The organism is Pseudomonas sp. TS_SC_3 (assembly GCF_056156225.1).
The window spans coordinates 1,751,155-1,775,284 of record NZ_CM149586.1 but is presented as its reverse complement, the minus strand read 5'-3'; the positions used below and the strand labels follow the sequence as shown (position 1 = coordinate 1,775,284).

At 59.0% G+C, this 24,130-nt stretch carries 20 protein-coding genes and 1 pseudogene; 14 read left to right on the top strand and 7 right to left on the bottom strand.

What is annotated here, in order from left to right; genetic code table 11:
* Positions 1 to 61: 61 nt before the first annotated feature.
* The 3 genes from cysP to AC0J6G_RS08520 form a co-directional block, all read right to left on the bottom strand.
* Positions 62 to 1,075, bottom strand: a complete 1,014-nt coding sequence (cysP, locus tag AC0J6G_RS08530; RefSeq protein ID WP_475253090.1) for a thiosulfate ABC transporter substrate-binding protein CysP — start codon at positions 1,073 to 1,075, stop codon at positions 62 to 64.
* 163 nt (positions 1,076 to 1,238) lie between these two features.
* Complete coding sequence (locus tag AC0J6G_RS08525; protein ID WP_475253088.1) at positions 1,239 to 1,919, bottom strand: sigma 54-interacting transcriptional regulator; 681 nt, start codon at positions 1,917 to 1,919, stop codon at positions 1,239 to 1,241.
* 86 nt (positions 1,920 to 2,005) lie between these two features.
* Positions 2,006 to 2,587 (bottom strand): alpha/beta hydrolase, encoded by a 582-nt coding sequence (locus tag AC0J6G_RS08520; RefSeq protein WP_475253086.1) that lies wholly within the window; start codon positions 2,585 to 2,587, stop codon positions 2,006 to 2,008.
* 261 nt (positions 2,588 to 2,848) lie between these two features.
* Between AC0J6G_RS08520 and oscA the strand changes: the two genes are divergently transcribed.
* The 5 genes from oscA (at position 2,849) to AC0J6G_RS08495 (ending at position 7,087) form a co-directional block, all read left to right on the top strand.
* A complete protein-coding gene (gene oscA, locus AC0J6G_RS08515) occupies positions 2,849 to 3,031 on the top strand; it encodes a sulfur starvation response protein OscA (protein ID WP_233684666.1) in 183 nt (60 codons plus the stop codon).
* Positions 3,032 to 3,208: 177 nt separating this feature from the next.
* On the top strand, positions 3,209 to 4,219 hold the full coding sequence (locus AC0J6G_RS08510) for a sulfate ABC transporter substrate-binding protein (RefSeq protein WP_475253083.1): 1,011 nt from the start codon (positions 3,209 to 3,211) through the stop codon (positions 4,217 to 4,219).
* A 170-nt stretch (positions 4,220 to 4,389) separates the two neighbouring features.
* On the top strand, positions 4,390 to 5,208 hold the full coding sequence (gene cysT, locus AC0J6G_RS08505) for a sulfate ABC transporter permease subunit CysT (RefSeq protein WP_475253081.1): 819 nt from the start codon (positions 4,390 to 4,392) through the stop codon (positions 5,206 to 5,208).
* A 10-nt stretch (positions 5,209 to 5,218) separates the two neighbouring features.
* Positions 5,219 to 6,091 carry a sulfate ABC transporter permease subunit CysW gene (gene cysW, locus AC0J6G_RS08500; protein ID WP_475253079.1) on the top strand — a complete coding sequence of 291 codons (873 nt, stop codon included), beginning with the start codon at positions 5,219 to 5,221 and terminating at the stop codon, positions 6,089 to 6,091.
* Between the two features lie 3 nt (positions 6,092 to 6,094).
* Entirely contained in the window at positions 6,095 to 7,087 is a 993-nt protein-coding gene (locus AC0J6G_RS08495) for a sulfate/molybdate ABC transporter ATP-binding protein (protein ID WP_475253077.1), read from the top strand.
* Positions 7,088 to 7,279: 192 nt separating this feature from the next.
* Here the strand turns inward: AC0J6G_RS08495 and AC0J6G_RS08490 are convergent, their stop codons facing one another.
* The 3 genes from AC0J6G_RS08490 to AC0J6G_RS08480 are packed head-to-tail and all read right to left on the bottom strand — an operon-like array spanning position 7,280 to position 10,438.
* Positions 7,280 to 7,624 (bottom strand): YdbL family probable chaperone protein, encoded by a 345-nt coding sequence (locus AC0J6G_RS08490; protein WP_475253075.1) that lies wholly within the window; start codon positions 7,622 to 7,624, stop codon positions 7,280 to 7,282.
* An 11-nt stretch (positions 7,625 to 7,635) separates the two neighbouring features.
* A complete protein-coding gene (locus AC0J6G_RS08485; RefSeq protein ID WP_475253073.1) occupies positions 7,636 to 7,827 on the bottom strand; it encodes a YnbE family lipoprotein in 192 nt (63 codons plus the stop codon).
* A gap of 22 nt (positions 7,828 to 7,849) precedes the next feature.
* A complete protein-coding gene (locus tag AC0J6G_RS08480; protein ID WP_475253071.1) occupies positions 7,850 to 10,438 on the bottom strand; it encodes an intermembrane phospholipid transport YdbH family protein in 2,589 nt (862 codons plus the stop codon).
* A 553-nt stretch (positions 10,439 to 10,991) separates the two neighbouring features.
* On the opposite strand from AC0J6G_RS08480, the gene AC0J6G_RS08475 reads away from it, so the two are divergent.
* Positions 10,992 to 11,399, top strand: coding sequence for a tetratricopeptide repeat protein (locus AC0J6G_RS08475; RefSeq protein WP_475253069.1), 408 nt, complete (start codon positions 10,992 to 10,994; stop codon positions 11,397 to 11,399).
* Positions 11,400 to 11,575: 176 nt separating this feature from the next.
* Positions 11,576 to 12,940: a DNA recombination protein RmuC gene (locus AC0J6G_RS08470; protein ID WP_475253655.1), complete on the top strand. Its 1,365-nt coding sequence runs from the start codon at positions 11,576 to 11,578 to the stop codon at positions 12,938 to 12,940.
* Positions 12,941 to 13,019: 79 nt separating this feature from the next.
* On the opposite strand, the gene AC0J6G_RS08465 is transcribed toward AC0J6G_RS08470, so the two are convergent.
* Positions 13,020 to 14,276 carry an MgtC/SapB family protein gene (locus AC0J6G_RS08465; RefSeq protein ID WP_475253067.1) on the bottom strand — a complete coding sequence of 419 codons (1,257 nt, stop codon included), beginning with the start codon at positions 14,274 to 14,276 and terminating at the stop codon, positions 13,020 to 13,022.
* Between the two features lie 149 nt (positions 14,277 to 14,425).
* On the opposite strand from AC0J6G_RS08465, the gene AC0J6G_RS08460 reads away from it, so the two are divergent.
* The 7 genes and pseudogenes from AC0J6G_RS08460 (at position 14,426) to AC0J6G_RS08430 (ending at position 24,123) form a co-directional block, all read left to right on the top strand.
* Positions 14,426 to 15,139: an AzlC family ABC transporter permease gene (locus AC0J6G_RS08460; protein ID WP_475253065.1), complete on the top strand. Its 714-nt coding sequence runs from the start codon at positions 14,426 to 14,428 to the stop codon at positions 15,137 to 15,139.
* A complete protein-coding gene (locus AC0J6G_RS08455; protein WP_475253063.1) occupies positions 15,139 to 15,468 on the top strand; it encodes an AzlD domain-containing protein in 330 nt (109 codons plus the stop codon). Before AC0J6G_RS08460 ends, AC0J6G_RS08455 begins: the two co-directional genes overlap by 1 nt.
* A gap of 106 nt (positions 15,469 to 15,574) precedes the next feature.
* Positions 15,575 to 17,449: an MFS transporter gene (locus AC0J6G_RS08450; protein WP_475253061.1), complete on the top strand. Its 1,875-nt coding sequence runs from the start codon at positions 15,575 to 15,577 to the stop codon at positions 17,447 to 17,449.
* Positions 17,450 to 17,621: 172 nt separating this feature from the next.
* Positions 17,622 to 21,257 carry a PAS domain S-box protein gene (locus tag AC0J6G_RS08445; protein ID WP_475253059.1) on the top strand — a complete coding sequence of 1,212 codons (3,636 nt, stop codon included), beginning with the start codon at positions 17,622 to 17,624 and terminating at the stop codon, positions 21,255 to 21,257.
* Complete coding sequence (locus AC0J6G_RS08440) at positions 21,254 to 22,252, top strand: HD-GYP domain-containing protein (protein WP_475253057.1); 999 nt, start codon at positions 21,254 to 21,256, stop codon at positions 22,250 to 22,252. Before AC0J6G_RS08445 ends, AC0J6G_RS08440 begins: the two co-directional genes overlap by 4 nt.
* 114 nt (positions 22,253 to 22,366) lie before the next feature.
* A pseudogene (locus AC0J6G_RS08435) lies at positions 22,367 to 22,909 on the top strand (dienelactone hydrolase family protein); the annotation flags it as partial.
* A 63-nt stretch (positions 22,910 to 22,972) separates the two neighbouring features.
* A protein-coding gene (locus AC0J6G_RS08430) for an IS3 family transposase (protein ID WP_475249676.1) occupies positions 22,973 to 24,123 on the top strand; the annotation gives its coding sequence in 2 pieces (ribosomal slippage) (positions 22,973 to 23,216 and positions 23,216 to 24,123; 1,152 coding nt in all).
* Positions 24,124 to 24,130: the final 7 nt, after the last annotated feature.

Here is a 24,130-nt window from a genome sequence, read left to right as displayed (position 1 = left end):
CTCTAAATGCACAAGCCGCCGTAAGTACGGCGGCTTGTTTTGTTCCTTAATCCAGTAGGGCCTAGCGACCCTCAGCGAGCAGCTGGTCAAGAATACCATCGGCATCAAAGTGTTTGGCAGTGATCTCATCCCACGTGCCAAGGACTTCGGTCGGGTTGATCAGGCGGATCTGCGGGAACTGCGCAGCGGTGGCCGCCACCACTTCCGGGTTGTGCACGCGGTAGTTGTAGGTGGTCAGCAGTTGCTGAATGTCCTTGCTGTACTGGAAGTCCAGGTAGGCTTTGGAGACGTCACGGGTGCCTTTTTGATCGACCACTTTGTCGACCAGCGCCACCGGGAACTCGGCCAGCACGCTGACCGGCGGCACCACGATTTCGTATTCGCCGGACTTAAATTCCTCACCATTGGCAATGTTGACCACTTCCGATTCAAAGGTCAGCAGCACATCACCCTGGCCATTTTGGGCAAAGGCGACGGTAGCGGCGCGGCCACCGGTGGGGAAGTTTTCGACGTTGCGCAGCACGCTGCCAACAAAGGCCTTGACCTGCGTTTCATCGCCCTTGAACTGCTCGTTGGCATACAGCCAGGCACCCAGGTAGCTGTAACGGGCGTTGCCGGAGGTTTTCGGGTTAGGGAACACCAGCTTCACGTCTTCGCGGGCCAGGTCGTTCCAGTCCTTGATATTCTTCGGGTTGCCCTTGCGCACCAGAAACGCCGTGGTGCTGTAGTAAGGCGAGCTGTTGTTGGGGAACTGTTTGGCCCAGTCTTCACGCAGCAAACCGCGCTTGGCCAAAATGTCCACGTCGGTGACTTGGTTAAAGGTCACGGTATCCACTTTCTTACCCTGGATGATGTCCTGAGCTTGGCGCGAGGAGCCGGCGAACGACTGGTCGATCTTCAACTCTTTGCCGGTTTGCTCTTTCCAGTGGGCCACGAATTTAGGGTTGATCTCGGCAAACAGTTCGCGGGCGATGTCGTAGGAGGCGTTCAGAATGGGTGTGTCTTCGGCCAGTGCCGCAGCACTGCCCAACAGGCTTGACGTAATGGCGCTGGCCAGCAGAATTTTCTTGAGCATGATGCAGACGTTCCTCGTCACTGCGCCGATCAATCAGCGCGGGGTTGAATGCCTGACCCGTTGGCCAGTGTGTGGGGTGCGATACTGCACAAGTTTTTTATTCTTAAAAAGTAACTTTTTAAGCTATTGATATAGCTAAATGTTAATTCTGCGCCCGTACACCTCAGGGCCCGAGGAGCCCTTGCAGGCGTTCGCGGCTGTGTTCAAGCAGTTGCTGCAGCGCGTGCAGCTGCTCGGGTTGGGCTTGGTTAAACAGCTGCTCAAGGTTTTGCTGCAACGCCGTCAAGGGCGCCACGCTGCCCGCCAGGTTGAGGTGCTGGCTGAGGATTTCCTCACCGCTGCTAACCAGCAGGGCGAAGTGGATGACGTTTTCCAACTCGCGGGTATTGCCTGGCCAGCTGTGGGCCTCTAGGAGTTGCTGTGCGGCATCGCTGATGACTGGCAGCGGCAGGCTTAGACGCTGGGCGTAGATGCCGAACAGTTCTGCCCGGGCATGCTGGCTGCTGAGGCCGCTGCAGCTGAGCGCGACAAACAGCCCCGGCCGTTCGCTGGCGCGGTGGATATGCCGCGCCAACAACTCTTTACCGGTGCCGGTTTCGCCTTCAATCAGCAGCGGTAAAGGTTGTGTGGCAAGCAGTTCGACCTGGTCGCGTAGCTGCCGGGAGCGGGGATCGATAAACACCAGCGCTTTGGCGCGGATGCTTAGCGGGCTTTTTAGGGCCTGCCATCCATGGCTGCCCCCCTGCGGGCCGTCGCTGCGCGACGTTAAAAATGCTTCCTGATCATTTTTTTCTGCATCGGGGAAGGTCAGCAGCGGCTGGCCACTGAAGCTGTTCTGGCTCATAAACGAGTCTCCAGCCCGGCTCGGGCTGCGAGCGGGCAGGTTGCATGATCTTTACAGGGCCTGCGGCCGTTCAGGCGATTGGCTATTCAGGCGTGGCGGCGGTCGGCTTGTTCGATACGGCTCTGCAGGCGATACAGGTAGGCAAAACCTTGCTCCCAACGCTGATGCCCGGACTGCACATTGATATGCCCAGCGCCGCTGAGAATCGCCACATCACTGCCCCAATCGCGGGCCATCTCGATAGCCCGCGCGGCACTGGCCGCCGTGTCGTTATCCGAGCCGACCAACTGGCTGGGGAAGGGCAGCTGGTGCTGCGGAATCGGCGCAAAGTTCTGCAGCGCTGGCGGGCAGTTGGCCCGTTCCACATCGGCTGGGGCGACCAGCAAAGCCGCGCGCACTCGGCGTAGCGATTCCAGCGGTGCCTGGGCTGCCCAATGCGCCACGGTGATGCAGCCCAGGCTATGGGCAATCAGGATGGTCGGACGCGGATCACTGGCGATGCTGCGCTGCAGTTCGGCGACCCAGTCTTCACGCGTGGGGTTTAGCCAGTCGGCCTGTTCCACCCGGGCGCTGTTCGGCAGGCTGCGCTGCCAGTGGCTTTGCCAATGCGCGTCGGCCGATCCTTGCCAGCCCGGCACTATCAGGTAACGGATAGTTTCGTTGCGCATCGTGCGCCCTCCTGCAGATATGAATGGCTGCAGTGTAGGAAGGGCTGATGAATATCAAAAAGAATAAGAACTTATTTGCTTATGCCCTAAATCTAACTTCTCTGTGCGAGAAGGTCATGAATTGGTATATGCAAAAAAGCATATAAATGTTCTTAAATAATATTTTTAAGAATATCTACTGCTCTCTACTATCCGCTCCACGCCCACTGACCACGACCCGTTTTCGTCACTCGCAGTGGGGCTATTTCAAGGAGCACCACCATGACCGCAACCCTTCGTAACCTTGAAGGTCAGGACGACGCCAGCATCCTGCGCGAGATCCAGGCTGCGCTGAATGGCCTGAAGTTTGGCTCGGTGGAAATCACTGTGCACAACGGCCAGGTCGTGCAGATCGAGCGCAAGGAAAAATTCCGCTTGCAGGCCCCGGCCGGCAAGAACGCCTGACCCGTTAAACCAACACCGAGCCTCAAAACCCGACTGGACCACCGGAGGGTGTGAGCATGAACCGAGCAGAAACCATGAGCACACACCGGTATTGCAGCTGTCACTCGCGAATGCGCTGTTGACCGCCACCCCCTAAAGAAAAAGCCAACAAACACTCAAAAATTTAGGAGCTGCACCATGTCCATTCGCCGTTTTGCTTTTGCCGCCCTCGCCAGCGCACTGACTATTGCCGGAGCCGCAGGCCCGGTGGCAGCCGCAGAAACCCTGCTCAACGTGTCCTACGACCCGACCCGCGAGCTGTACAGTGAATTTAACGCTGCCTTTAACAAGTACTGGCAAGCCCAGGGTAATGAAGCCATCACCATTCAACAGTCCCACGGTGGCTCGGGCAAGCAGGCCCGTGCGGTAATCGATGGCCTGCGTGCCGATGTGGTAACCCTGGCGCTGGCCGGTGATATCGATGAGCTGCACAAGCTCGGCAAGCTGATCCCGGAAAACTGGCAAGAGCGTCTGCCGCAATCGAGCACGCCCTACACCTCGACCATCGTGTTCCTGGTGCGCAAGGGCAACCCTGAAGGCATCAAGGACTGGGATGATCTGGTCAAGCCGGGCGTGGAAGTGATCACCCCGAACCCGAAAACCTCCGGCGGTGCGCGCTGGAACTTCCTCGCCGCCTGGGCCTACGCCCAGCAGAAATACGGCAGCGAAGCCAAGGCGCAAGAATTTGTCGGCCAGCTCTATAAAAACGTGCCGGTACTCGATACCGGTGCCCGTGGTTCGACCATCACCTTCGTCAACAACCAGATCGGTGATGTGCTGCTGGCCTGGGAAAACGAAGCCTTCCTGGCATTGAAAGAAGAGGGCGGCGACAACTTCGAAATCGTCGCACCGTCGCTGTCGATCCTGGCCGAGCCACCGGTGGCTGTAGTCGATGAGAACGTCGACAAGAAGGGCACCCGTAAAGTGGCTGAGGCCTACCTCAACTACCTGTATAGCGATGAAGGCCAGCGTCTGGCGGCCAAGCACTTCTACCGTCCGCGTAACCAGGCCATTGCCAGTGAGTTCGCCAAGCAGTTCCCGCAGCTGAAACTGGTGACCATCGACAAGGACTTTAACGGTTGGAAAACCGCACAGCCGAAGTTCTTTAACGATGGCGGGGTTTTCGATCAGATCTACCAGGCCCAGTAGTTAGTAGTTCGTAGGGTGGATGGCCACCCCGTGGATCACGCTTCACCGATCCCCCATCGACTTGCGTGAAGCCACCGTTGGTGGAAGTGAAAAGCGACTTCCACCCTACAGTCTGACCTTCGCTCGCCACGCGTCATTCGTTCGCCGCATAACCAGTACAAGGCCAAACCATGTCTCGTCGTACTTCCCCGGTCATACCCGGCTTCGGGCTGACGCTGGGCTACACCCTGGTGTACCTCAGCCTGTTGGTGCTGATTCCTCTGGGTGCCATGTTTGTTCACGCCGCTCAGCTCACCTGGGCTGAATTCTGGGCCATCATTTCCGCACCGCGGGTGCTGGCCGCGCTCAAGCTGAGCTTTGCCACGGCCTTCGCGGCCGCCATCATCAACGGCATTATCGGCACGCTGTTGGCGTGGGCGCTGGTGCGTTACACCTTCCCAGGCCGCAAGATCATCGAAGCGATGATCGACTTGCCCTTTGCTTTGCCCACCGCCGTTGCCGGTATCGCCCTGACTGCTTTGTATGCCCCCAGCGGGCTGGTCGGCCGGTTTGCGACCGACTTGGGCTTCAAGATTGCCTATACGCCCATCGGTATCACCCTGGCGCTGACCTTTGTCACTCTGCCGTTTGTGGTGCGCACTATTCAGCCGGTGCTGGCTGACATCCCGCGTGAGGTCGAAGAGGCTGCGGCCTGTCTCGGCGCCAAGCCGCTGCAGGTGTTTCGCCATGTGCTGCTGCCAGCGTTGCTGCCGGCTTGGCTGACCGGCTTTTCCCTGGCCTTTGCCCGTGGTGTTGGTGAGTACGGTTCGGTGATTTTTATCGCCGGCAATATGCCGATGAAGACCGAGATCCTGCCGCTGCTGATCATGGTCAAGCTCGACCAATACGACTACACCGGTGCCACGGCGATTGGCGTGTTAATGCTGGTGGTGTCCTTCATCCTACTGCTGCTGATTAACCTGCTGCAGCGCCAGATCGCCAAGTCCTGAGGAGGTCGCCATGTCTTCTATCACCCTAAGCGCGTCAGCCTCGGCCAACGCGGCACGACGCGGCAACGTGCTCGGTCGCCGGCTGCTGATCCTCAGCGCCTGGCTGGTGTTTGTGCTGTTCCTCGTGTTGCCGCTGTTTATCGTGCTGAGTGAGGCGTTAAAGCACGGCTTCGGCACCTTCTTTGGCGCGATCTTCGAGCCCGACGCGATCAGTGCGCTGAAGCTGACCCTGCTCGCGGTGGGCATTTCGGTGCCGCTCAACCTGGTGTTCGGCGTGGCCGCCGCCTGGTGCGTAAGCAAGTATGAGTTTCGCGGCAAGAGCCTGCTGGTCACCCTGATCGACTTGCCGTTCTCGGTGTCGCCGGTGATCGCCGGTCTGATCTATGTGCTGCTGTTTGGGGCCCAGGGCTTCTTCGGCCCGTGGCTGCGCGAGCACGATATTCAGATCATCTTCGCCTTGCCGGGCATCGTCCTAGCCACGGTGTTTGTCACCGTGCCCTTTGTTGCCCGCGAGCTGATCCCGCTGATGCAGGAGCAGGGCACTCAGGAAGAGGAGGCCGCGCGCTTGCTCGGCGCCAACGGCTGGCAGATGTTCTGGCACGTGACCCTGCCCAATATCAAATGGGGCCTGATCTACGGCGTGGTGCTGTGTACCGCGCGGGCCATGGGTGAGTTTGGCGCGGTGTCGGTGGTCTCCGGGCATATCCGTGGTTACACCAATACGCTGCCACTGCATGTCGAGATTCTTTATAACGAATACAATCACGTCGCCGCGTTCAGCGTCGCCAGCCTGCTGTTGCTGATGGCGGTGTTTATCCTGCTGCTCAAGCAGTGGAGCGAGTCCCGTATCAACCGCCTGAAAGCCAGTGCTGGCGAGGAATAAGTCATGTCGATCGTAGTCTCCAATGTCAGCAAGAACTTCAATGCGTTCAAAGCGCTTAACGACATCAACCTGAATATCCAGAGCGGCGAGTTGGTAGCCTTGCTCGGCCCGTCCGGCTGCGGCAAAACCACCTTGCTGCGCATCATCGCCGGCCTGGAAACCCCGGACAGCGGCAGCATCGAGTTCCATGGCGAGGATGTCTCCAACCACGATGTGCGCGACCGTAACGTCGGCTTCGTGTTTCAGCATTACGCGCTGTTCCGCCATATGACTGTGTTCGATAACGTCGCCTTTGGCCTGCGCATGAAGCCCAAGGGCGAGCGGCCGAACGAGAACACCATCAAGAAGAAGGTCCACGAGTTGCTCGACTTAGTGCAGCTCGACTGGCTGGCGGATCGCTACCCCGAACAGCTTTCCGGTGGCCAGCGTCAGCGTATCGCCCTGGCTCGCGCCCTAGCGGTTGAGCCGAAAGTGCTGCTGCTCGACGAACCCTTCGGCGCCTTGGATGCCAAGGTACGCAAGGAATTGCGCCGCTGGCTGGCGCGCTTGCACGAAGAAGTGCACCTAACCTCGGTATTTGTCACCCACGACCAGGAAGAAGCCATGGAAGTGGCTGATCGCATTGTGGTGATGAATAAGGGCGTAATCGAGCAGATCGGCTCGCCAGGTGAGGTGTACGAAAACCCGGCCAGTGATTTCGTCTATCACTTCCTCGGTGATGCTAACCGTCTGTACGTCGGTGATGACCACCACGTGCTGTTCCGCCCACACGAGATTCACCTCTCGCGCCAGGCCGAAGAGGGCCACCAGGCTGGCGAGGTGCGCGACATTCGCCCGCTTGGTGCGATAACCCGCGTGACCCTCAAGGTCGCCGGCCAGAGCGAGCCGATTGAAGCCGAAGTGGCCAAGGATCACCTTAGCCTGGCCAACCTCACTCGCGGTGAAACCCTGTATTTCAAACCGAAAGCGGGGCAGCCATTGATTCAGCAGCGCTGAGAGCCTGCATACGATCTGCTGCGCGTCGGCCCTGCTGCGTTAAAAACAGGCTCGGAATGCTCATGTACAACAGTACACTCCGCTTCCTCGCCTCTTTTTGCCTCGCAGGACTCTAGCTCGCGAGATCGTAAGTAGGCTCTAGGTAAAACCAACAAGGAGCGCAATGCGCTCCTTGTTGGTTCTTGCGACAAGCTATTTGCGCTGCCACTTGCCTTGCAACTGGATGAACTGCCCAGCGGGGGTTTTGTCGATGGCTTTCTGCCCGGCAATGGCTTCCACGTCACTGAGCTGGATGCCGTTCTGCGCCGCCAGCTTCTGGTATTCAGCGCGGCGCGCCTGGTTGATCAGCTGGGCGATTTCGGCGGCCTGACCGCCATTGCTCACCACGCCCAGATAACCATTAGGCATTTCGCCCAATTGGCCGCTGGCCTTGGCATCACTCAGGGCGGACATGGCTTCATTGAGGTTAAGGGCTACGGCCGGCAGGCTCAGGCTCAGTAGCAACAACAGGCTGGCAAGGCGTTTATACATATTCATGCGTGGGCTCCTTAGAACAATCCGCTGGATTCACTGAACATGCTGTCCAGGGCTTTATCCACCTTGATATAAATTTCGTGCTCGATCTTCACATTGAGGTTGATGTTGATCGGCTCGTTGGGCATCGCCAGCTGCACGGTCGGGGTGCAGGCCGCGCTGAAAACGACCAGCAGCAGGGCGGCGAAACAGTTACGCAAGCGCATGGCGCTTCTCCTTGATCATGAATCATGGCTCTGTCGGAGCCTTCTTGGCATTGCGCTCCAGCATACGCTGTTGCACGCGTTGCTTGATGATGTCATTGACCTTGTCAGTCAATTGCAGGCTGGCCATCAGCGTTGGAATATCTTCTTCCAGGTTGATGTTGAAGTGAATCGGCCGGCCCTGCTCGATCGCTGGGTTTTGTCCTTCCAGGCGCATGGCCAGATTCAGCTTGCCGTGTTGGTCGTAATCGACCTGGCTGCTGAGGGTGGTAAAGCGGAAGTCTTCCAGTGACTGCGTAACCAGCTGCATGGCCGAGTTACTGCGACCCAGCGCGCGGATACGTTCAGATTGAAACTGCAATTGGCCGCCCGGCGTGCGGGCGTTGAGTTGACCCTGTGCAATGGTCACGCCCTGGCTGCTGAACTGCAGCGGTAAATAACCGTCGATGGTGCCGGTACCCGCCAAGCCTTCGGTCGGGTAGAGGATAAACAGTTGCTCAAGCTCGAGGCCTTGCACCTGCACCGGGAATAACAGCGGCGCGCTCGCCAGGTCCCATTGTCCGGGTGTCAGTTTCAGCTTGCCGCCCATCAGCGCGGCCTCGGTTTGCTCTAGCTTTAACTGGCCCTGAGTCGGCGTGTTTAACGGGGCGCTGTAGCGACCACTGAGCTGAATAGGACCCAGCGGCATACCCGGATTGACCTGCGCCAGGCGCAGCTGCGCTAACTCCAGTTGCAGCTGCTTAGGGTCGAGTCGCATAACCAAGCGGCCGTCCAACCCCTCCAGCGCGGTGCGGTCATAAATCCCGGCCAAGCCCTTAGCGCTAAGTTCAAGGTTGACCGTGGGCCGCTGTTGATCACTGGCTAGGGTCAGGCTGGCGCTGGCATTCAGGCGTCCGTTATTCAGCTCTAGCAGGGGTGGCCAGGCGGTAAAGCTGTTGTGCAAGGGGTTGCCGCTGCGCAGGAATAATTCTGCCAGTTGCGCTTGCAGGCTCAAGCCTTTGGCGCTGCTGTGTTGCGCCTGCAGCTTGAGTTGCAGCCCGGCATCGTTGCGCAGTGTGCCATCCAGTTCGGCCTGCAGCTGGCTGGCATTTACAGGGCCTTGCCAGTACCAGCGGTGGGGCTGCAGTTGCTCATGTTGCAGCTGCGCACTTAGTTCGAGCGGGCCTTGCAGCTGCCAGCCCTGCAGCGTACCCGCCGCCAGTTGTGCCTGCAGTTTTATCCCGCTGCTGTTGGCCTTGAGTTGCTGCGCCTGCATATCCGCACCGCGCAGGTGCTGCAGGCTGAGCTGCGAGCCTTTACCAAGAGCGAGCTCCAGTTGCTGTGCGTCCAGGTAAGCGTCGAGCTGCAACTGCGTTTGCAGTGCGCCGATTTCCCAGCCCTGCAGTTGAAATGCCGGGGTCGAGGTTTTAAGGCTGCCGGCCAGCAGCTGCATTCCCCAAGGCAAGCCATTGGCCAGCGCCAGCGTACCCTGCAGTTGAAATTGGCTGCGGCCTTGGCCACTCAGCTGGAGTTGCAGGGGCAGGGCGCGATCAATCAGCTGCGGCGCCAGGTTGTCCGGCATTGGCGTGGCCTGGATCGTTAGCTGCAGTGCATCGGGATGTAGTTCGGTCGGCACGCCACTGAAAAGGGCAGGAGCAAGCCGTTTGAGGTTGAGATCGGCGTTGAGGCTTTCGGCCAGCCACTGCCCATCCAGTGCCTGGGCGGACAAATCGAACCTGCCCTGCAATTGACCAAGCGCCGGAATGGGCCACGGCTCGGGCAGGTAGGCGCGTGCCTGCAATTGACCGCTGGCCTGCTGCAGCTGCGCCACATTAAGGGGGCCAGGAGCCAGTTGCAGTTGCCAACTGGCTTGCAGCTGGGCTGCCGCCGGCGTTTGCGGTTGCGTACCTTCTGAATTGGGCAGCCATTGGCTCAGCCAGCTTTGCAGCGCCGCGCTTTGTTGCAGGTCGCCGGTGAAGTCGCCTTGCCAGAATGGGCCGGCAGCACGCTGTTGCAGGCGGCTGCTGAGCTGCAGTTGCGGTTGCTGATTGATCGCCAGGTTCAGTTGCAGCGCCGCCGTTTGTGCGTCGCCCTGCAACTGCGCGTGCCAGCTCAGTTGGTCCTGCTGATGGCGCAGGTTGAGCTGCGCATCAAGCTGGGTTGCATCTCTAAGTAGCTGCAGGTCGCCGAGCAACTGGCAGCGCGTATCGGCGCAGGGCAGCTCGATGTGCAGCGCATCAATCTGCACATGTTGCGGCAAGAGGCGGGTAACGGCGGCGAGTTGCTCAAGCGGTAGCTCAACGTCCGTGCTGTCGTCGGCTGCTGGTACAGGTTGAGCGGGCAGGTTCAGGTACAGGTTGGCGATCTGCACGTGCTGCCAAAAGGGCGGCGCGAGGCTAAAGCCGCGCCACTGCAGTCGCAGGTGTTGCAGCTGCACTGCACCGCTTGGGTGCTGCAGGCTGAGCTGGTCAAGCTCGATGCCCTGGGTATTGAGGCCCAGCCCTTGCCATTTGAAGGTTTCGATGTGCTCGCGTTCGAGCAGACGATTCAGGCTCAGGTAGCCGTAGGCGCCAAGAAGGGCGAGCAGTAAAACCAGGCAACTGATAAGTCGCAGCCAGGTGCGCCGGCTGGGCATAAGCACTGATCCATCGTGAGGGAGTTGCGAGGCGGGACGGTAACCCATGTGCGCGATGCTGCCAATCACGAGGCGCGTGTGCGCTTCAGCAAGGCATCCTTGCAGCATCAGCCTTCGGTCTTTCATTCATTGAGTGCTGATCAAGCGCTTCTGCAAAGGCCGCTTGAGCCTAGATAAAACGGCTCTTACAGCTGATTTTGCCCTGAAAAAGGGCAGTGCGACGGTGTGCCGCATCGACTTGTGCACAATCGCGATGCGCGCCGTCAAGCAAAATCCAATGCTTGACGTAAACCTTTGATTCTTTTTGTTGATTTTATAAGTCAATGAAATATATGGTTTTTTTAAGCTGGTGAAAAAATCACCAGTTTGACCTTGAGTCCCACAGCATAGGCGCTCAGGGCGCTTGCTCCCATGTTATCCACGAAGTTATCCACAGCTTCTGTGGATTAAGCCAAGCACTTGCTCTAGCTCGCTGCTTAGCGCTTTTTACAAGGCTTTACCTTGGCAAAAATAAGAGTAGAGTGGCGCGCCTTCCCAGCTACCACTGCTTTTTATGCCTCGCGTAATCACTCGTGTCCCTGCTGCTCACTCCGTTACCCCACCTCGTTTGCCTACGCGTGTTGCGCTTTGGTTACTCGACAGCCCACGTCTGGGCGATGCGCCGAGCGTTAAACGCTTTGCCGGTCACCTGCTTAAGCAGCCTGCTTTGCAGGGTGTGGTGCAAGCGCAAAGCCGGTTGGGCCAAATGCTCTGCCGTGACTGTGGCAACCCGCGTGACCGGCGTATGGGTTTTGAGCTGCTGCGCCAGGCCGCCCGCGCCGGTGACATGGGCGCTCAATTGGAGCTTGGCCAGCTGTACTGCCAGTCGCGCCACAACGAACCGCAAAAAGCCCGGCATTGGCTGGAGATGGCGGCAGGGCAGGGCTCGCTAGAAGCGCAGCAACTCCTTAAACAGCTCTAACCTCAGCGCAGGTACTGGTTATACTGCCAGTACTTTTTGCGGAGCTGCTTATGCCCATCGATCTTTCCACTGCGCTGGTACCTGCTTTGCTCGGCATTGTTGCTGCAGCATTGCCTCTTTTATACCTGGCCTGGTCGCTGCAGCGCCGTATGGCCAGCCAGCAAGTGGCGTTCAGCTTGCTACAAGAGCGGTTGAGCCATGCCCAGCTGGCTCAGGCCGGTTTGACTGCGCAGCTGGATGATTGCCGGGCCGAACTGGCCGAGATCAGTGAGATCAAGGCCGATCAGCAAGCCGAATTGGCAGCCCTGCGCCGTGAAACCGATTTGCTGCAACAGGAACGGCAGATCGCCCGAGAAGCCGTACAGGCCTCAACCCAACAGCGCGAACAACAGGAAGGCGAAATCCGCCGCCTGGATGCTCAACGTGCAGCCCTCAGCGCCGAACTCAAAGAACAGCACGACAACCACCAGCAGCGCCTAAACGATCTGCAGGGCGCGCGTGATGAGCTGCGTGCGCAATTCGCCGAGCTGGCCGGGAAGATCTTCGATGAGCGCGAGCAGCGTTTTGCCGAAACCAGCCAGCAGCAACTCGGCCAGTTGCTTGATCCGCTCAAGGAGCGCATTCAGTCCTTCGAAAAACGTGTGGAAGAAAGCTACCAGCAAGAAGCGCGCGAGCGCTTTTCTCTGGGCAAAGAGCTGGAGCGTTTGCAGCAGCTCAATCAGCGCTTGAGTGATGAAGCAACCAACCTGACCCGTGCCCTCAAGGGCCAGAAAACCCAAGGTAACTGGGGCGAGTTGGTGCTGGAGCGGGTGCTGGAACACGCTGGCCTGGAAAAAGGGCGTGAATACCACACTCAAGTCAGCCTGAAGAGTGCCGATGGTGAGCGCTTCCAGCCCGATGTACTGATCCAGTTACCCGGCGACAAACAGGTGGTGGTGGATGCCAAAGTCAGCCTGACGGCCTACCAGCAGTTTATTGGCGCCGAAGATGAGCCAGCCCGGCAAGTGGCCTTGAAGCAGCATGTGCTGTCGTTACGCAGCCACCTCAAGGGCCTGTCGCTGAAGGACTATCAGCGCCTGGAAGGGCTGCACAGCCTGGATTTCGTGCTGTTGTTTGTGCCGATCGAGGCGGCTTTTGCTGCAGCGCTGCAGGCCGATCCGGGTTTGTTTCAGGAAGCCTTCGATCAGCATATCGTGATCGTCAGCCCGACAACCTTGCTCGCCACGCTGCGGGTGATCGACAGCCTGTGGCGGCAGGAACGGCAAAGCCAGAACGCCCGAGAAATAGCCGAGCGCGCCGGGGCGTTGTACGACAAGTTTGTCGCCTTTATTCAGGATTTGGATGAAGTCGGTGCGCGTCTGCAGCAGCTGGATAAAGCCTATGCGGGGGCGCGCAATAAACTCTGCGAAGGTCGCGGCAATATCATCAGCCGGGTGGAAAACCTCAAGCTGCTCGGTGCCCGCGCCAGCAAGAGCCTACCGGCCGACCTGCTTGAGCAGGCAGTCGGTGTGATGGTGCTGGATGATGAAGTGGCTCAGTAGAGCTGTGTGCCAGCCGCAGGCAGCAGAGGCTTGTGCGGCGCCGTACGCATGGCCCAAGAATCTGGGCTGTAACGCTGAGCTAAAGCAGTAGCAACACCGACGCACCTGCCAGCATGCCGGCCGCCATGACGGGTAAGGTCATCAGCGCCAATTTGCGGCCGCCAATCAGGGCGACCAGTGCCGCTTTGACCAAGCTGTTACTCAAAGCCGCGAGAAAGATCCCCTGCACCGCGACCTGTGCGTCCAATTCGCCCAAGGCGCTGCGAGCCAGCGACAGGGTAATGGCATCCACATCGGCCATCCCCGAGAGCACCGCCACCAGGTAGACGCCGACATTGCCGAGCGAGTGCTGCGCGCTCTCGACCATAAATAGAATCAACGCCAACAGCGCGGCAAAGCGCAGGGCCGGGCCCAGTTCAAACGGGTTTTTTAGGGGAGGCTCGGCCGCTTCTTCAGTCTCCGTGCCGGCGCGTCGGAAGTACAGCAAGGCACCGCTGGCATACACCAGGGTCGCGATGCCCAAGGGCCACGCCAACTGGGGCAACAGGCTGGCGTTAATCAAACCAACTTCCAGCAAGATGCGCGGAAACATCAGGGCTGAAGTGGCGAGCAAGCCGCACGCGAGGATCGCTTGCAGGTTACGGCCGGCGGCCAGTCGGGCCAGGGTCACGGTCATTGCCGTTGACGACACCATGCCGCCGAGCAGTGAGGTAATCAGCAAACCGCTGCGCATCCCCACCAGGCGGATTGCCACATAGGCAGCAAAGCCGATGCCGGCGATCAACACCACCATCCACCAGATGGCGTAAGGGTTAAATGTCTGCCACGGGCCGTAGCCTTGATTCGGCAGCGCGGGCAGTAGCACCAGGGAAATAAATAGCAGTTTCAGCGCCCCGGACAGCTCTGCTTCACTGAGCCGCTGCAAGGCACCGTGCAATGACTGCTTGAGGCTCAGCAGCAGAGCCACCGCCACCGCACCCGCTGCCGCGACGCCGGCGTACCCGGCCATGGACAAGCTGCCGAGGAGAAAGGTGATCAGCAGCGCCACTTCGCTGGTCAGGCCCGCATCGCCCAGGCGTTTTAGTTCGCCAAAGTAGGACGCCACCACCAGGATGGCAAAACCGGCAAAGATGACCGCCCAAGCGATAACACCGAAGTGGCTGCTGAGCAGCATGGCAAAGGCTCCGAGCAGGCTGCTCAGGGCAAAGCTGCGAATCCCGGCTACCAGCTGAGCATCATCGCTGTTGCGGCCCTGCCAGCCGCGCTCGGCACCAATCAGCAAGCCAGCGGCCAAGGCGCTGGCAAAATTCAGTAAGGTGTCGAGGGCTTCTGGCATGAGTACGTCCTGGCAGGTCAATGCCGGCAGTTTAGCCAGTGAGCCTCTGGCTGTGTTGCGGCAAATCAGTCCGCTGTTAGGTTGCTGCGCAAGATTGTTCAAGACCCCGTGCCGGCGATGCGGCAGGCTAGTGGCAACAAGGAGGGCACATGAGCCGTTTGCAGCATTTTCTTTATGGCAGTCGCGACAGCATTCCAATGATCGTTGGGATTCTGCCGTTTGGGTTGATTTACGGTGCGTTGGCCAGCCTAGCGGGGCTTAGCCTCGGTCAGGCGTTGGGGATGTCGTTGTTGGTGTATGCCGGCTCTGCGCAATTTATTGCCATCAGCCTACTGACGCTGGGCAGCGGGACTGTGGTGATTCTGCTCACCACCTTGGTCGTTAATTTGCGCCATGTGCTCTACAGCGCGGCGCTGCAGCCCTATGTGGGGCCGCTTGCGCAGCGCTGGCGGATACCGCTGGCCTTCGGTTTGACTGATGAAACCTTCGCGGTGGTGCAGCGCCGCTACCTGGCGCGTGGCATGACGGAGCATGGCCAGTGGTATCACGCCGGTGTGGCGTTGGCGCTCTACGTGGCGTGGGTATCAAGCTCGCTGGTGGGTGCGCTGTTTGGCCAGAGCGTGCCTAACCTAGCGGGCTGGGGGCTGGATTTCGCCATGTTGGCGACCTTTATTGGCATCGTGGTGCCGGCGCTGCGTAGCCAGCCACAAATTGCCGCGGCTCTGGTGGCCGGTGCCGTGGCGCTGGTGTGCCATGTCTGGCCTTACAAGCTGGGGCTGATGGCGGCCGCGTTCAGTGGTATTGCCATTGGCGTGCTGCTGGAACGGCGTGAGACGCCCGTCACTGCTATGGAGGGGGTGTGATGAATATCTGGCTGCTGATTCTCGGCATGGCGCTGATCACCTTTGCCATCCGCTACAGTTTGTTTGCCTTTCCTGAGCTGCGCTTCCCGCCGCTGATCCGTCAGGGGCTGCACTATGTGCCGACAGCGGTGTTGAGTGCCATTGTCGTGCCTGGCATGTTGATCCCCGATGGCCAGCAATGGGCTTTCAATCTGCACAACGCCTACCTGTTGGCGGGGCTGGCGACAATTGCCATCGCGGCGCTGACGCGGCACCTGCTGGCAACCATTGGTGGCGGTTTGTTGGTGTTCTTTGTGCTGCGTGGCGTGTTGGGGCAATTGCCGCTGTGACCAGGCTTTTTTGCTAAAAGCGCTGCAAAAAGCCTGTGTGGTTGTGGCTTTGCCGGGTGTTCTTGCAGTCAAATGCCTGACCACCTCGCAGACAGGTACACGGACGATGACCGAACAATCTCAATTTGCCTTGCTGGGTAAAAAGCGCTTTTTGCCGTTTTTCATTACCCAACTGTTGGGCGCTTTCAATGACAACATCTTCAAGCAGTCACTGATTCTGGCCATTCTGTTCAAGATCAGCTCCGGCACCGATAAGGCCTTGCTGGTCAACCTCTGCGCCTTGCTGTTTATCCTGCCGTTCTTCTTGTTCTCTGCCCTGGGTGGGCAGTTTGGGGAGAAATTCGCCAAGGACGCATTGATCCGCAAGATCAAGTTCGCTGAGATCGTAATCATGCTGCTGGGCGCTGCCGGGGTGTTGCTCGGCAACCTGTCGCTGATGCTGGCGGTGCTGTTTGCCATGGGCACCCAGTCGGCCCTGTTTGGACCGGTGAAGTATTCGATCTTGCCTCAGCACCTTGAGGAAAAAGAACTGGTGGGCGGCAACGCGCTGGTGGAAATGGGCACGTTCCTGGCCATTCTCGCCGGCACCATTGGCGCGGGCGTCATCATGGCCAGCAGTGGGTACGCGCATATCGTTGCGGCCAGCGTGGTGCTGGTGGCGGTGCTGGGCTACCTGGCCAGCCGCAGCATCCCCGCTGCCTCAGCTGCTATGCCTGAACTCAAGCTGGACTGGAATATCCTGCGGCAGTCCTGGCTGATCATGAAGTTGGGGCTGGGCCAGCGCCCAGCGGTGTCGCGCTCACTGGTGGGCAATTCGTGGTTCTGGTTTCTGGGGGCGGTGTACCTGACGCAGATCCCGGCGTATGCCAAGGAGTGGTTGTACGGCGATGAGAGCGTTGTGACGCTGATTCTCACCGTGTTCTCCTTAGGGATTGGCCTAGGTTCCATGCTGTGTGAACGCATGAGCGGGCACAAAGTGGAAATTGGTCTGGTGCCGTTTGGCTCGATCGGTCTAACCGTATTTGGCATTTTGCTGTGGTGGTTTTCCGGTGGTTTCCCCCAAGCAGCGCAACCGCATGACTGGTTGGCTGTGCTGAGTTTTGGCCAGGCGTGGTGGATTCTCGGCGCAATTCTGGGCATCGGTATGTTTGGCGGCTTTTATATTGTGCCGCTGTATGCATTGATCCAGTCGCGCACAGCGGAACATGAGCGGGCGCGGGTGATTGCCGCCAACAACATCCTTAATGCGTTGTTTATGGTGGCCTCGGCCATTGCCTCGATTCTGTTTCTCAGCGTCGCCGAGCTGTCGATCCCGCAGCTGTTTTTAACCATTTCGCTGATGAACATCGCGGTTAACAGCTACATCTTCAAAATCGTTCCTGAATTCAGCATGCGCTTTATGATTTGGCTGCTCAGCCACTCGATGTACCGGGTTGAGCACAAGGGGCTGGAAGCGATTCCCGATGAAGGCGCGGCGGTGCTGGTGTGCAACCACGTATCGTTTGTTGATGCGCTGCTGATCGGCGGCGCGGTGCGCAGGCCGGTGCGCTTTGTCATGTACTACAAAATCTACAACCTGCCGGTGCTCAACTTTATCTTCCGTACCGCCGGCACCGTGCCGATTGCCGGGCGCAACGAAGACCTGCTGATCTACGACGCTGCGTTCAAGAAAATTGCCGAATACCTGCGCAACGGTGAAGTGGTGTGCATCTTCCCGGAAGGCAAGTTGACCTGCGATGGCGAACTCAATGAGTTCAAAAGCGGCATCGAGCGCATCATCGCGGACAATCCGGTCCCGGTGATTCCCATGGCATTGCAAGGCTTGTGGGGCAGCTTTTTCAGCCGTGATCCGCACAAGGGGTTGTTCAAGCGTTTGTGGTCGCACATCACGCTGGTGGCGGGCACGCCAGTTGCGCCCGAGCAGGTCAAATGCGAGTTGCTGCAAGCTCAGGTGGCGGCGTTGCGCGGTGAGCGGCTGTAACACGGCTCAATTAACCCTCGGCCACTAAGGGTTTACTCGGTGGCTGATTGACAGGCTAGTCGTTCTCGTTTGTCATGCCACAGTTGCGTCACACAGTGCGTGTGGAACGATGCAGTCTTGGGGTGGTATGCCGTTTTTTGATCAGATGTTTATAAGCAATACCGATCCCAGTGTGCTGGTACTAAGCAGTCATGACCCGCTGTTGGTTGTGATGTCGTTGTGCATTGCCGTGTTTACTTCAGGTATGGCCCTGCAGTTGGCCGGGGTCGCCCGCGATAGCCAGTTAGCCTGGTGGCGGCAGGTGACCATCTTCACTGGTTCGCTGGCGCTCGGGGCTGGGATATGGGCGATGCACTTTATCGGCATGCTGGCGTTTCAGTTATGTGCCGAGGTGCGCTTCGATCTCGGCGTAACCTTGTTGTCGATGCTGCCAAGCTTGGCAGCATCCTGGGTGGCACTGAGCCTGCTGGCATGTCGAGAGGTGAGCGTCACTCAGCTCTGTGTGGGCGGTCTACTGGTCGGCGCCGGCATCGGTGCAATGCACTACAGCGGTATGGCCGCGATGCAGATGGCGCCGCTGCTGCGTTATGACCCCTGGATGTTTGCCCTGTCGATTTTGGTGGCGGTGGGCCTGGCTATTCTTGCTCTGTGGGTACGCTTTGGTCTGGAAGGCCGCCTACCGGCGCTCTGGGCCTTGCTGATTAGCGCGTTGGTGATGGGCTTGGCGATCAGTGGCATGCACTACACCGGTATGGCGGCGGCACGTTTTGTTGGCGTGGCCGAGTCCGAGCAGCCGATTGCGATGGTCGACAGCCTGTACCTGGGCAGTGCGATTTCCCTGATCACCGTTGCCCTGACGGTCTTTGTGGTGGCTGCCAATGCGCTGCTGCGCTATCGCCGCCTGAGCCTGCAGCTGCAGGCCAGCGAGCAGCATTTACGTTCAATCTTCGACACCGCACTCGACTCGATCCTGACTGTCGACCACAGCGGCATGATTCGCTCGGCCAACCGTGCCGCGACCCGTTTGCTGGGCTGGCAGCCCGATGAGCTGGTCGGCCTTTCAATCCGCTGCCTGCTCAATGAACACGATGCCAGCGTCTATGAAGCGCATCTGCGCAACTACCTGCATAACGGCACTCTGACATTGTCGGGAGCCGAGCAGGAGTTGCACTGTATTGCCCGCGATGGTCAGAAAAAGCCTGTGCGTATCAGCGTCGGTGTGACCCGCTCGGGCAATCATCCGCTATTCGTGGTGTTCGCCAACGACATCAACGGGCGCCTCCAGATGGAGCAGGCGCTACGTGAGAGTGAACAGCAATACCGCTCGCTGATCAGCAACATACCTGGGGTATCCTTCCGGTGCCTACTGGATGATCAATGGACCATGCTGTTTGTCAGCGATGCGGTACAGGGACTCACAGGCTGGAGTGCCGATGACTTCATCAGCAAACGACTGTCCATTGCGGCGCTCTATCACCCTGACGATTACCAGCCGGTAGTCGAGCAGGTGCTAGCCGCCATCGAGCAGCGGCGCAATTACACCGTCGAGTACCGTTTATTCGACCGCGATGGTAAGGAACACTGGATCTGGGAAAGCGGCAGTGCCGTATGCGATGAGCAAGGCATACCTCGCTGGATCGACGGTGTGCTGCTCGATCAGACCGAAACCAAACTGCGTAACGCCGAGTATGAAGGCAAGGTCAACGCCATCAGCAAGGCCATGGCAGTGATCGAGTTTGACCTGCTCGGCCATGTGCTGGAGGTTAACGAAAACGCGCTGGATCTATTCGGTTACGCGCGTGCCGAGGTGATCGGTCAGCATCACCGCCTGTTCTGCGACCCGCTGTATGCCGACAGTGACGACTACCGGCAATTCTGGGTCGACTTGGGCAATGGCCAGTTCTCCGCGGGTGAATACCGGCGTATCGCCCGCGGCAGGCGCGAGGTATGGGTTCAGGCGACCTACAACCCGATTCTCGATACCGATGGCAAACCCTTCAAAGTGGTCAAGCTGGCCACTGACTTGACCCCGCGGCGCTTGATGGAGCAGGAAACCCGTGCGGCCCGTGACCGTGCTGAGGCGGCAGCGGCGGCACGCAGCAGTTTCCTGGCGAATATGAGCCATGAGATTCGCACGCCAATGAACGCCATTATCGGCTTTACCGAGCTGCTGATCGGGACGCAGTTGGCCGACGATCAGCGTCACCATCTGCAGACTGTGCAGCAGGCTTCGCGCTCGCTGCTCGGCTTGCTCAATGACATCCTCGATACCGCCAAGCTCGACCGTGGCGCGATTGAACTGGAAGACCTGGATTTCTCCCTGCGTGAGCTGTGCGAGCAGGTCTGCGCCACCCAGCGTTTGGCGGCGGAAAACAAGGGCCTGGCGTTGCAGCTGGAGTACCCGGCGCAGCTGCTGGATTTCTTTCGTGGCGATGCCCTGCGCCTGCAGCAGGTGTTGACCAACTTGCTTGGTAATGCGGTCAAATTCACCGCCCAGGGCCGGGTTTGCCTACGGGTGCAGGGCCAAGCTGGCGCGATCCGCCTGATCGTTGAAGACAGCGGCATCGGCATTGCCACCGACCGCCTGGAGAAAATCTTTGAACCCTTTGCCCAGGCGGATGCGTCGATGAGTCGACGTTTTGGCGGCACGGGGTTGGGCACCACCATTTCGCGGCAGCTGGTCGAGCTGATGGGCGGGCGCTTGCGGGTGGAAAGTACCTTGGGCGAGGGTAGCCGCTTTATCGTCGAGTTGCCTTTGCGCGCCGGTCAGCGGCTGGCCCCACAGGTACGCCAGGCGCTGCCGCAACTGGCGGCATTGCACATTCTGGCCGCCGACGATGTGCCGCAGAACCTGGAGCTGTTGCAGCTCAATCTGCAGCGCCTGGGCCACCAGGTTACTTGCGTGGCCGATGGGCAGGCGGCAGTCGAGGCCTTTATCAGCGGCCGCTTTGATCTGGTGCTGATGGATGTGCAGATGCCCTTGGTCGACGGCCTTGAGGCTTCACGGCGTATCCGTGCGCTGGAGGCCACTCAGCAGCGTGCACCAATCCCGATTATTGCCCTGACCGCCAGTGTGCTGGATCAGGATCGCCAGGCTGCGCTGGATTCCGGAATGAACGGCTTTGCCTCCAAACCGCTTGATTTACCAGCCCTGCTAACAGAAATGGCGCGTCTGCTGGGCGCGACTCAGGCACAAGGCGCTGTGGAGCTTACTGCAGCGGCAACGGCCGGGCTGTTTGACTGGCAGCGCGGGGCCAGCCTTTGGGGCGGGCCGGTACAGATGAGTCAGGCCATTCAGCGGTTTTTGGCCGAGCAGGGCTCGCTGGTCGAACATCTCGGCAGCATGCTGGAGAAGAATGATTGGGATACCGGGCGCAGCTTGGCGCATCGTTTCCGGGGGGCGGCGGCCAATCTAGCGCTGACCCATTTGTCCGGTTTAGGGCTGGCAATCGAGCAAGGGTTCAACCAGCGCGAAGGGCTGCACCTGCGCAGCCTGCTGCAAGAACTGTCGCGTGCGCTGGCGGCTGTTGTCGAGGCTCTACCGCAGGTACCGGACATGACCACCCAGGCGCAAGTGCTCGATCCTGAGCAGCTGCATGCAGCGCTGCTACGCCTGCAGCACGCCGTTAGTCGTGGCGGCCTGGATGATCAGGCGTTGGACTGTTTGAGCCAAGGGCTGCAGGACGTGCAGCAGAAAAAGAGTGTGGCGCGTATCCGCCAGGCGCTGGATGATTTTGACTTTGACAAGGCGCAGCAAGCACTTAGTGAGCTGCAGCAGTTGCATGACGAGGACCGCCCTAAACCATGATCACTCCAGTCGATGCTCGACCGCTGCTCCTGCTGGTCGACGATGAGGCCACCAACTTACAGGTGCTGCGGCATATTCTGCAGGAAGACTACCGGCTGCTGTTTGCCAAGGACGGCACTAAGGCGTTGGAAATGGCCGAGCGTGAGCGCCCGGACCTGATTCTGTTAGATGTGATGATGCCAGGTCTGACTGGCTATGAGGTGTGCCAGGCTCTCAAGGCGCAGGCTCATCTGGAACCGGTTCCGGTGATCTTTGTCACCGCTTTGGCCGATGCTGAGGATGAAGCTCAAGGCTTTGCCGTCGGTGCAGTCGACTACATCACCAAACCGGTTAGCCCGCCTGTTGTGCGTGCTCGGGTGCGTACGCACCTCTCACTAGTTCGCATGGATGAGTTGCGTCAGACCCGTTTGCAGATTGTCCAGCGCCTCGGTATGGCTGCCGAGTACAAGGACAACGAAACCGGCCTGCACGTGATTCGCATGAGCCATTTCTCCAAAGTGCTGGCCTTGGCTGCGGGTTTCAGCGAAGCAGCGGCTGAAGACCTGCTCAACGCGGCGCCCATGCACGATGTCGGCAAGATCGGCATTCCCGATGCCGTGCTGCGCAAACCGGGCAAGCTCGATGAGCAGGAGTGGGCGGTGATGCGCCAGCATGTCGAAATTGGCGCGCGGATTATTGGCGAGCATGCCTCAGGCCTGCTGCGTACCGCGCAGCGCATTGCCTTGTCGCACCACGAAAAATGGGATGGCAGTGGTTACCCTAATGGTCTTAGCGGGGAGGACATTCCGCTGGAAGGGCGCATTGTGGCGATTGCCGATGTGTTCGATGCGCTGACCAGTGTACGTCCCTACAAGGCGGCCTGGTCGGTTGAGGACGCAGTAAACCTACTGCAGAAGGAAAGTGGCCGACATTTCGACCCGCAGCTGGTCGAGCTTTTTATCCAGCAACTACAGGTGATCCTAGAGATCAAGGCGCGCTGGGCAGAGCAGGGTTGAGGCGGTAATAGGCTGAAACCTTTGTGGTTGATCCCATGGGCGCCCACGCTTGGTCATCACGGCGCTGCGGTCTATGGTTGTCGCTGCGCTTAATCCATCCAGAGGAGCCTCGCCATGTCCACGAAATCCCTGTTGCCACTGCTGTGTGCCGGCATGCTTGGCGTTGCCGAAGCTGCCGTGGTGGTTAAACCAGTGCCTTATGAAATCGACGGAGAAGCCTTTGAAGGCTTGCTGATTTACGATGACGCGGTAACTACGCCGCGCCCAGGCCTGCTGATGGTGCCCAACTGGATGGGTGTAAACGAGGATTCGGCGAAAAAAGCCGCCCGTGCGGCTGGCGATAAATACGTGGTGTTTATGGCCGACATGTACGGTAAAGCTGTGCGCCCGAGCAATGCCGATGAAGCCAAGGCAGCTGCGACTCTGGTGCGTGGCGACCGGCCGCTGATGCGTAAACGTGCGCAAGCCGCCGTGGAGGTGCTTAAAGCGCAAACTGCGCAGGTGGCGCTGGATGCGAGCAAGCTGGGCGCGATTGGTTTTTGCTTTGGTGGCACGACGGTGCTGGAACTGGCCCGTTCCGGTGCCGACTTGAAAGGCTTTGTGTCCTTCCACGGCAACCTGGATACACCCAACCCGAATGATGCACAGAACATCAAAGTGAATCGCCCCTAGTTTCGTAGACACCTCCAGGCCTCATAATACGGCCCATTAGGAGGTGCCATGAGCAACCCGCGTTATCCCGAAGAATTCAAAATCGAAGCAGTCAAACAGGTGACCGAGCGAGGTCTGCCGGTGGCTGAGGTAGCTGCTCGTTTGGGCATGTCTACACACAGCCTGTATGCCTGGGTGAAGCGCTACAGCAAGCCCCAAGAGCAGCGAGCGCAAGAGGACGACCAGCAAGCTGAGCTACGTCGTCTGCGTGCTGAACTCAAGCGCGTGACCGAAGAGCGAGACATCCTAAAAAAGGCCGCCGCGTACTTTGCCAAGGAGTGCGGCTGAAGTACGCCTTCATCAATCAGCTATCCGCAGACTATTCGGTTCGTCGTCTGTGCCTGACTCTGAAAGTACATGCCAGCGGTTACTACGCCTGGCTGGCTGAACCGAAGTCAGCACGAGCCAAGGATGATCAACGTCTGCTTGGTCTGATCAAGCACTCGTGGCTAGAGAGCGGTGGTGTGTACGGCTACCGCAAAATCCATGACGATCTGCGTGAGCTTGGAGAACAGTGCGGAAGGCATCGCGTTGCTCGGCTAATGCGCCAGGAAGGGCTGCGTTCGCAGACGGGGTATCGGCGGCGTCCGGGACGTTATGGTGGCAAGCCACCAGTGGCCTCGCCGAATCATCTTGAGCGTCGATTCAATGTCACCGAACCCAACAAAGTCTGGGTCACGGACATAACATACATCCGCACCTATGAGGGCTGGTTGTATTTGGCGGTGGTGCTAGACCTGTTTTCGCGGCAGGTAATCGGTTGGTCAATGAAACCGCAGATGACCTGCGACCTGGCTATTGATGCCTTGCTGATGGCGGTTTGGCGACGCAAGCCAAAGCAGGAAGTGATGATTCACTCAGACCAGGGCAGCCAGTTCAGCAGCGGCGACTGGCAGAGTTTCCTGAAAGCCAACAACTTGCTTGGCAGCATGAGTCGACGTGGCAACTGCCATGACAACGCGGTAGCAGAAAGTTTTTTCCAGCTGCTGAAGCGGGAGCGGATCAGGCGGAAGATCTACAGCACCAGGCAGGATGCCAGAGCCGATGTGTTCGATTACATCGAGATGTTCTACAACCCAAAACGCCGGCATGGTTTCAACAACCAGCTGTCACCGGTAGAGTTTGAGAAGCGACATTTACTGAGCCTGGAAAGTGTCTAGGGAATCC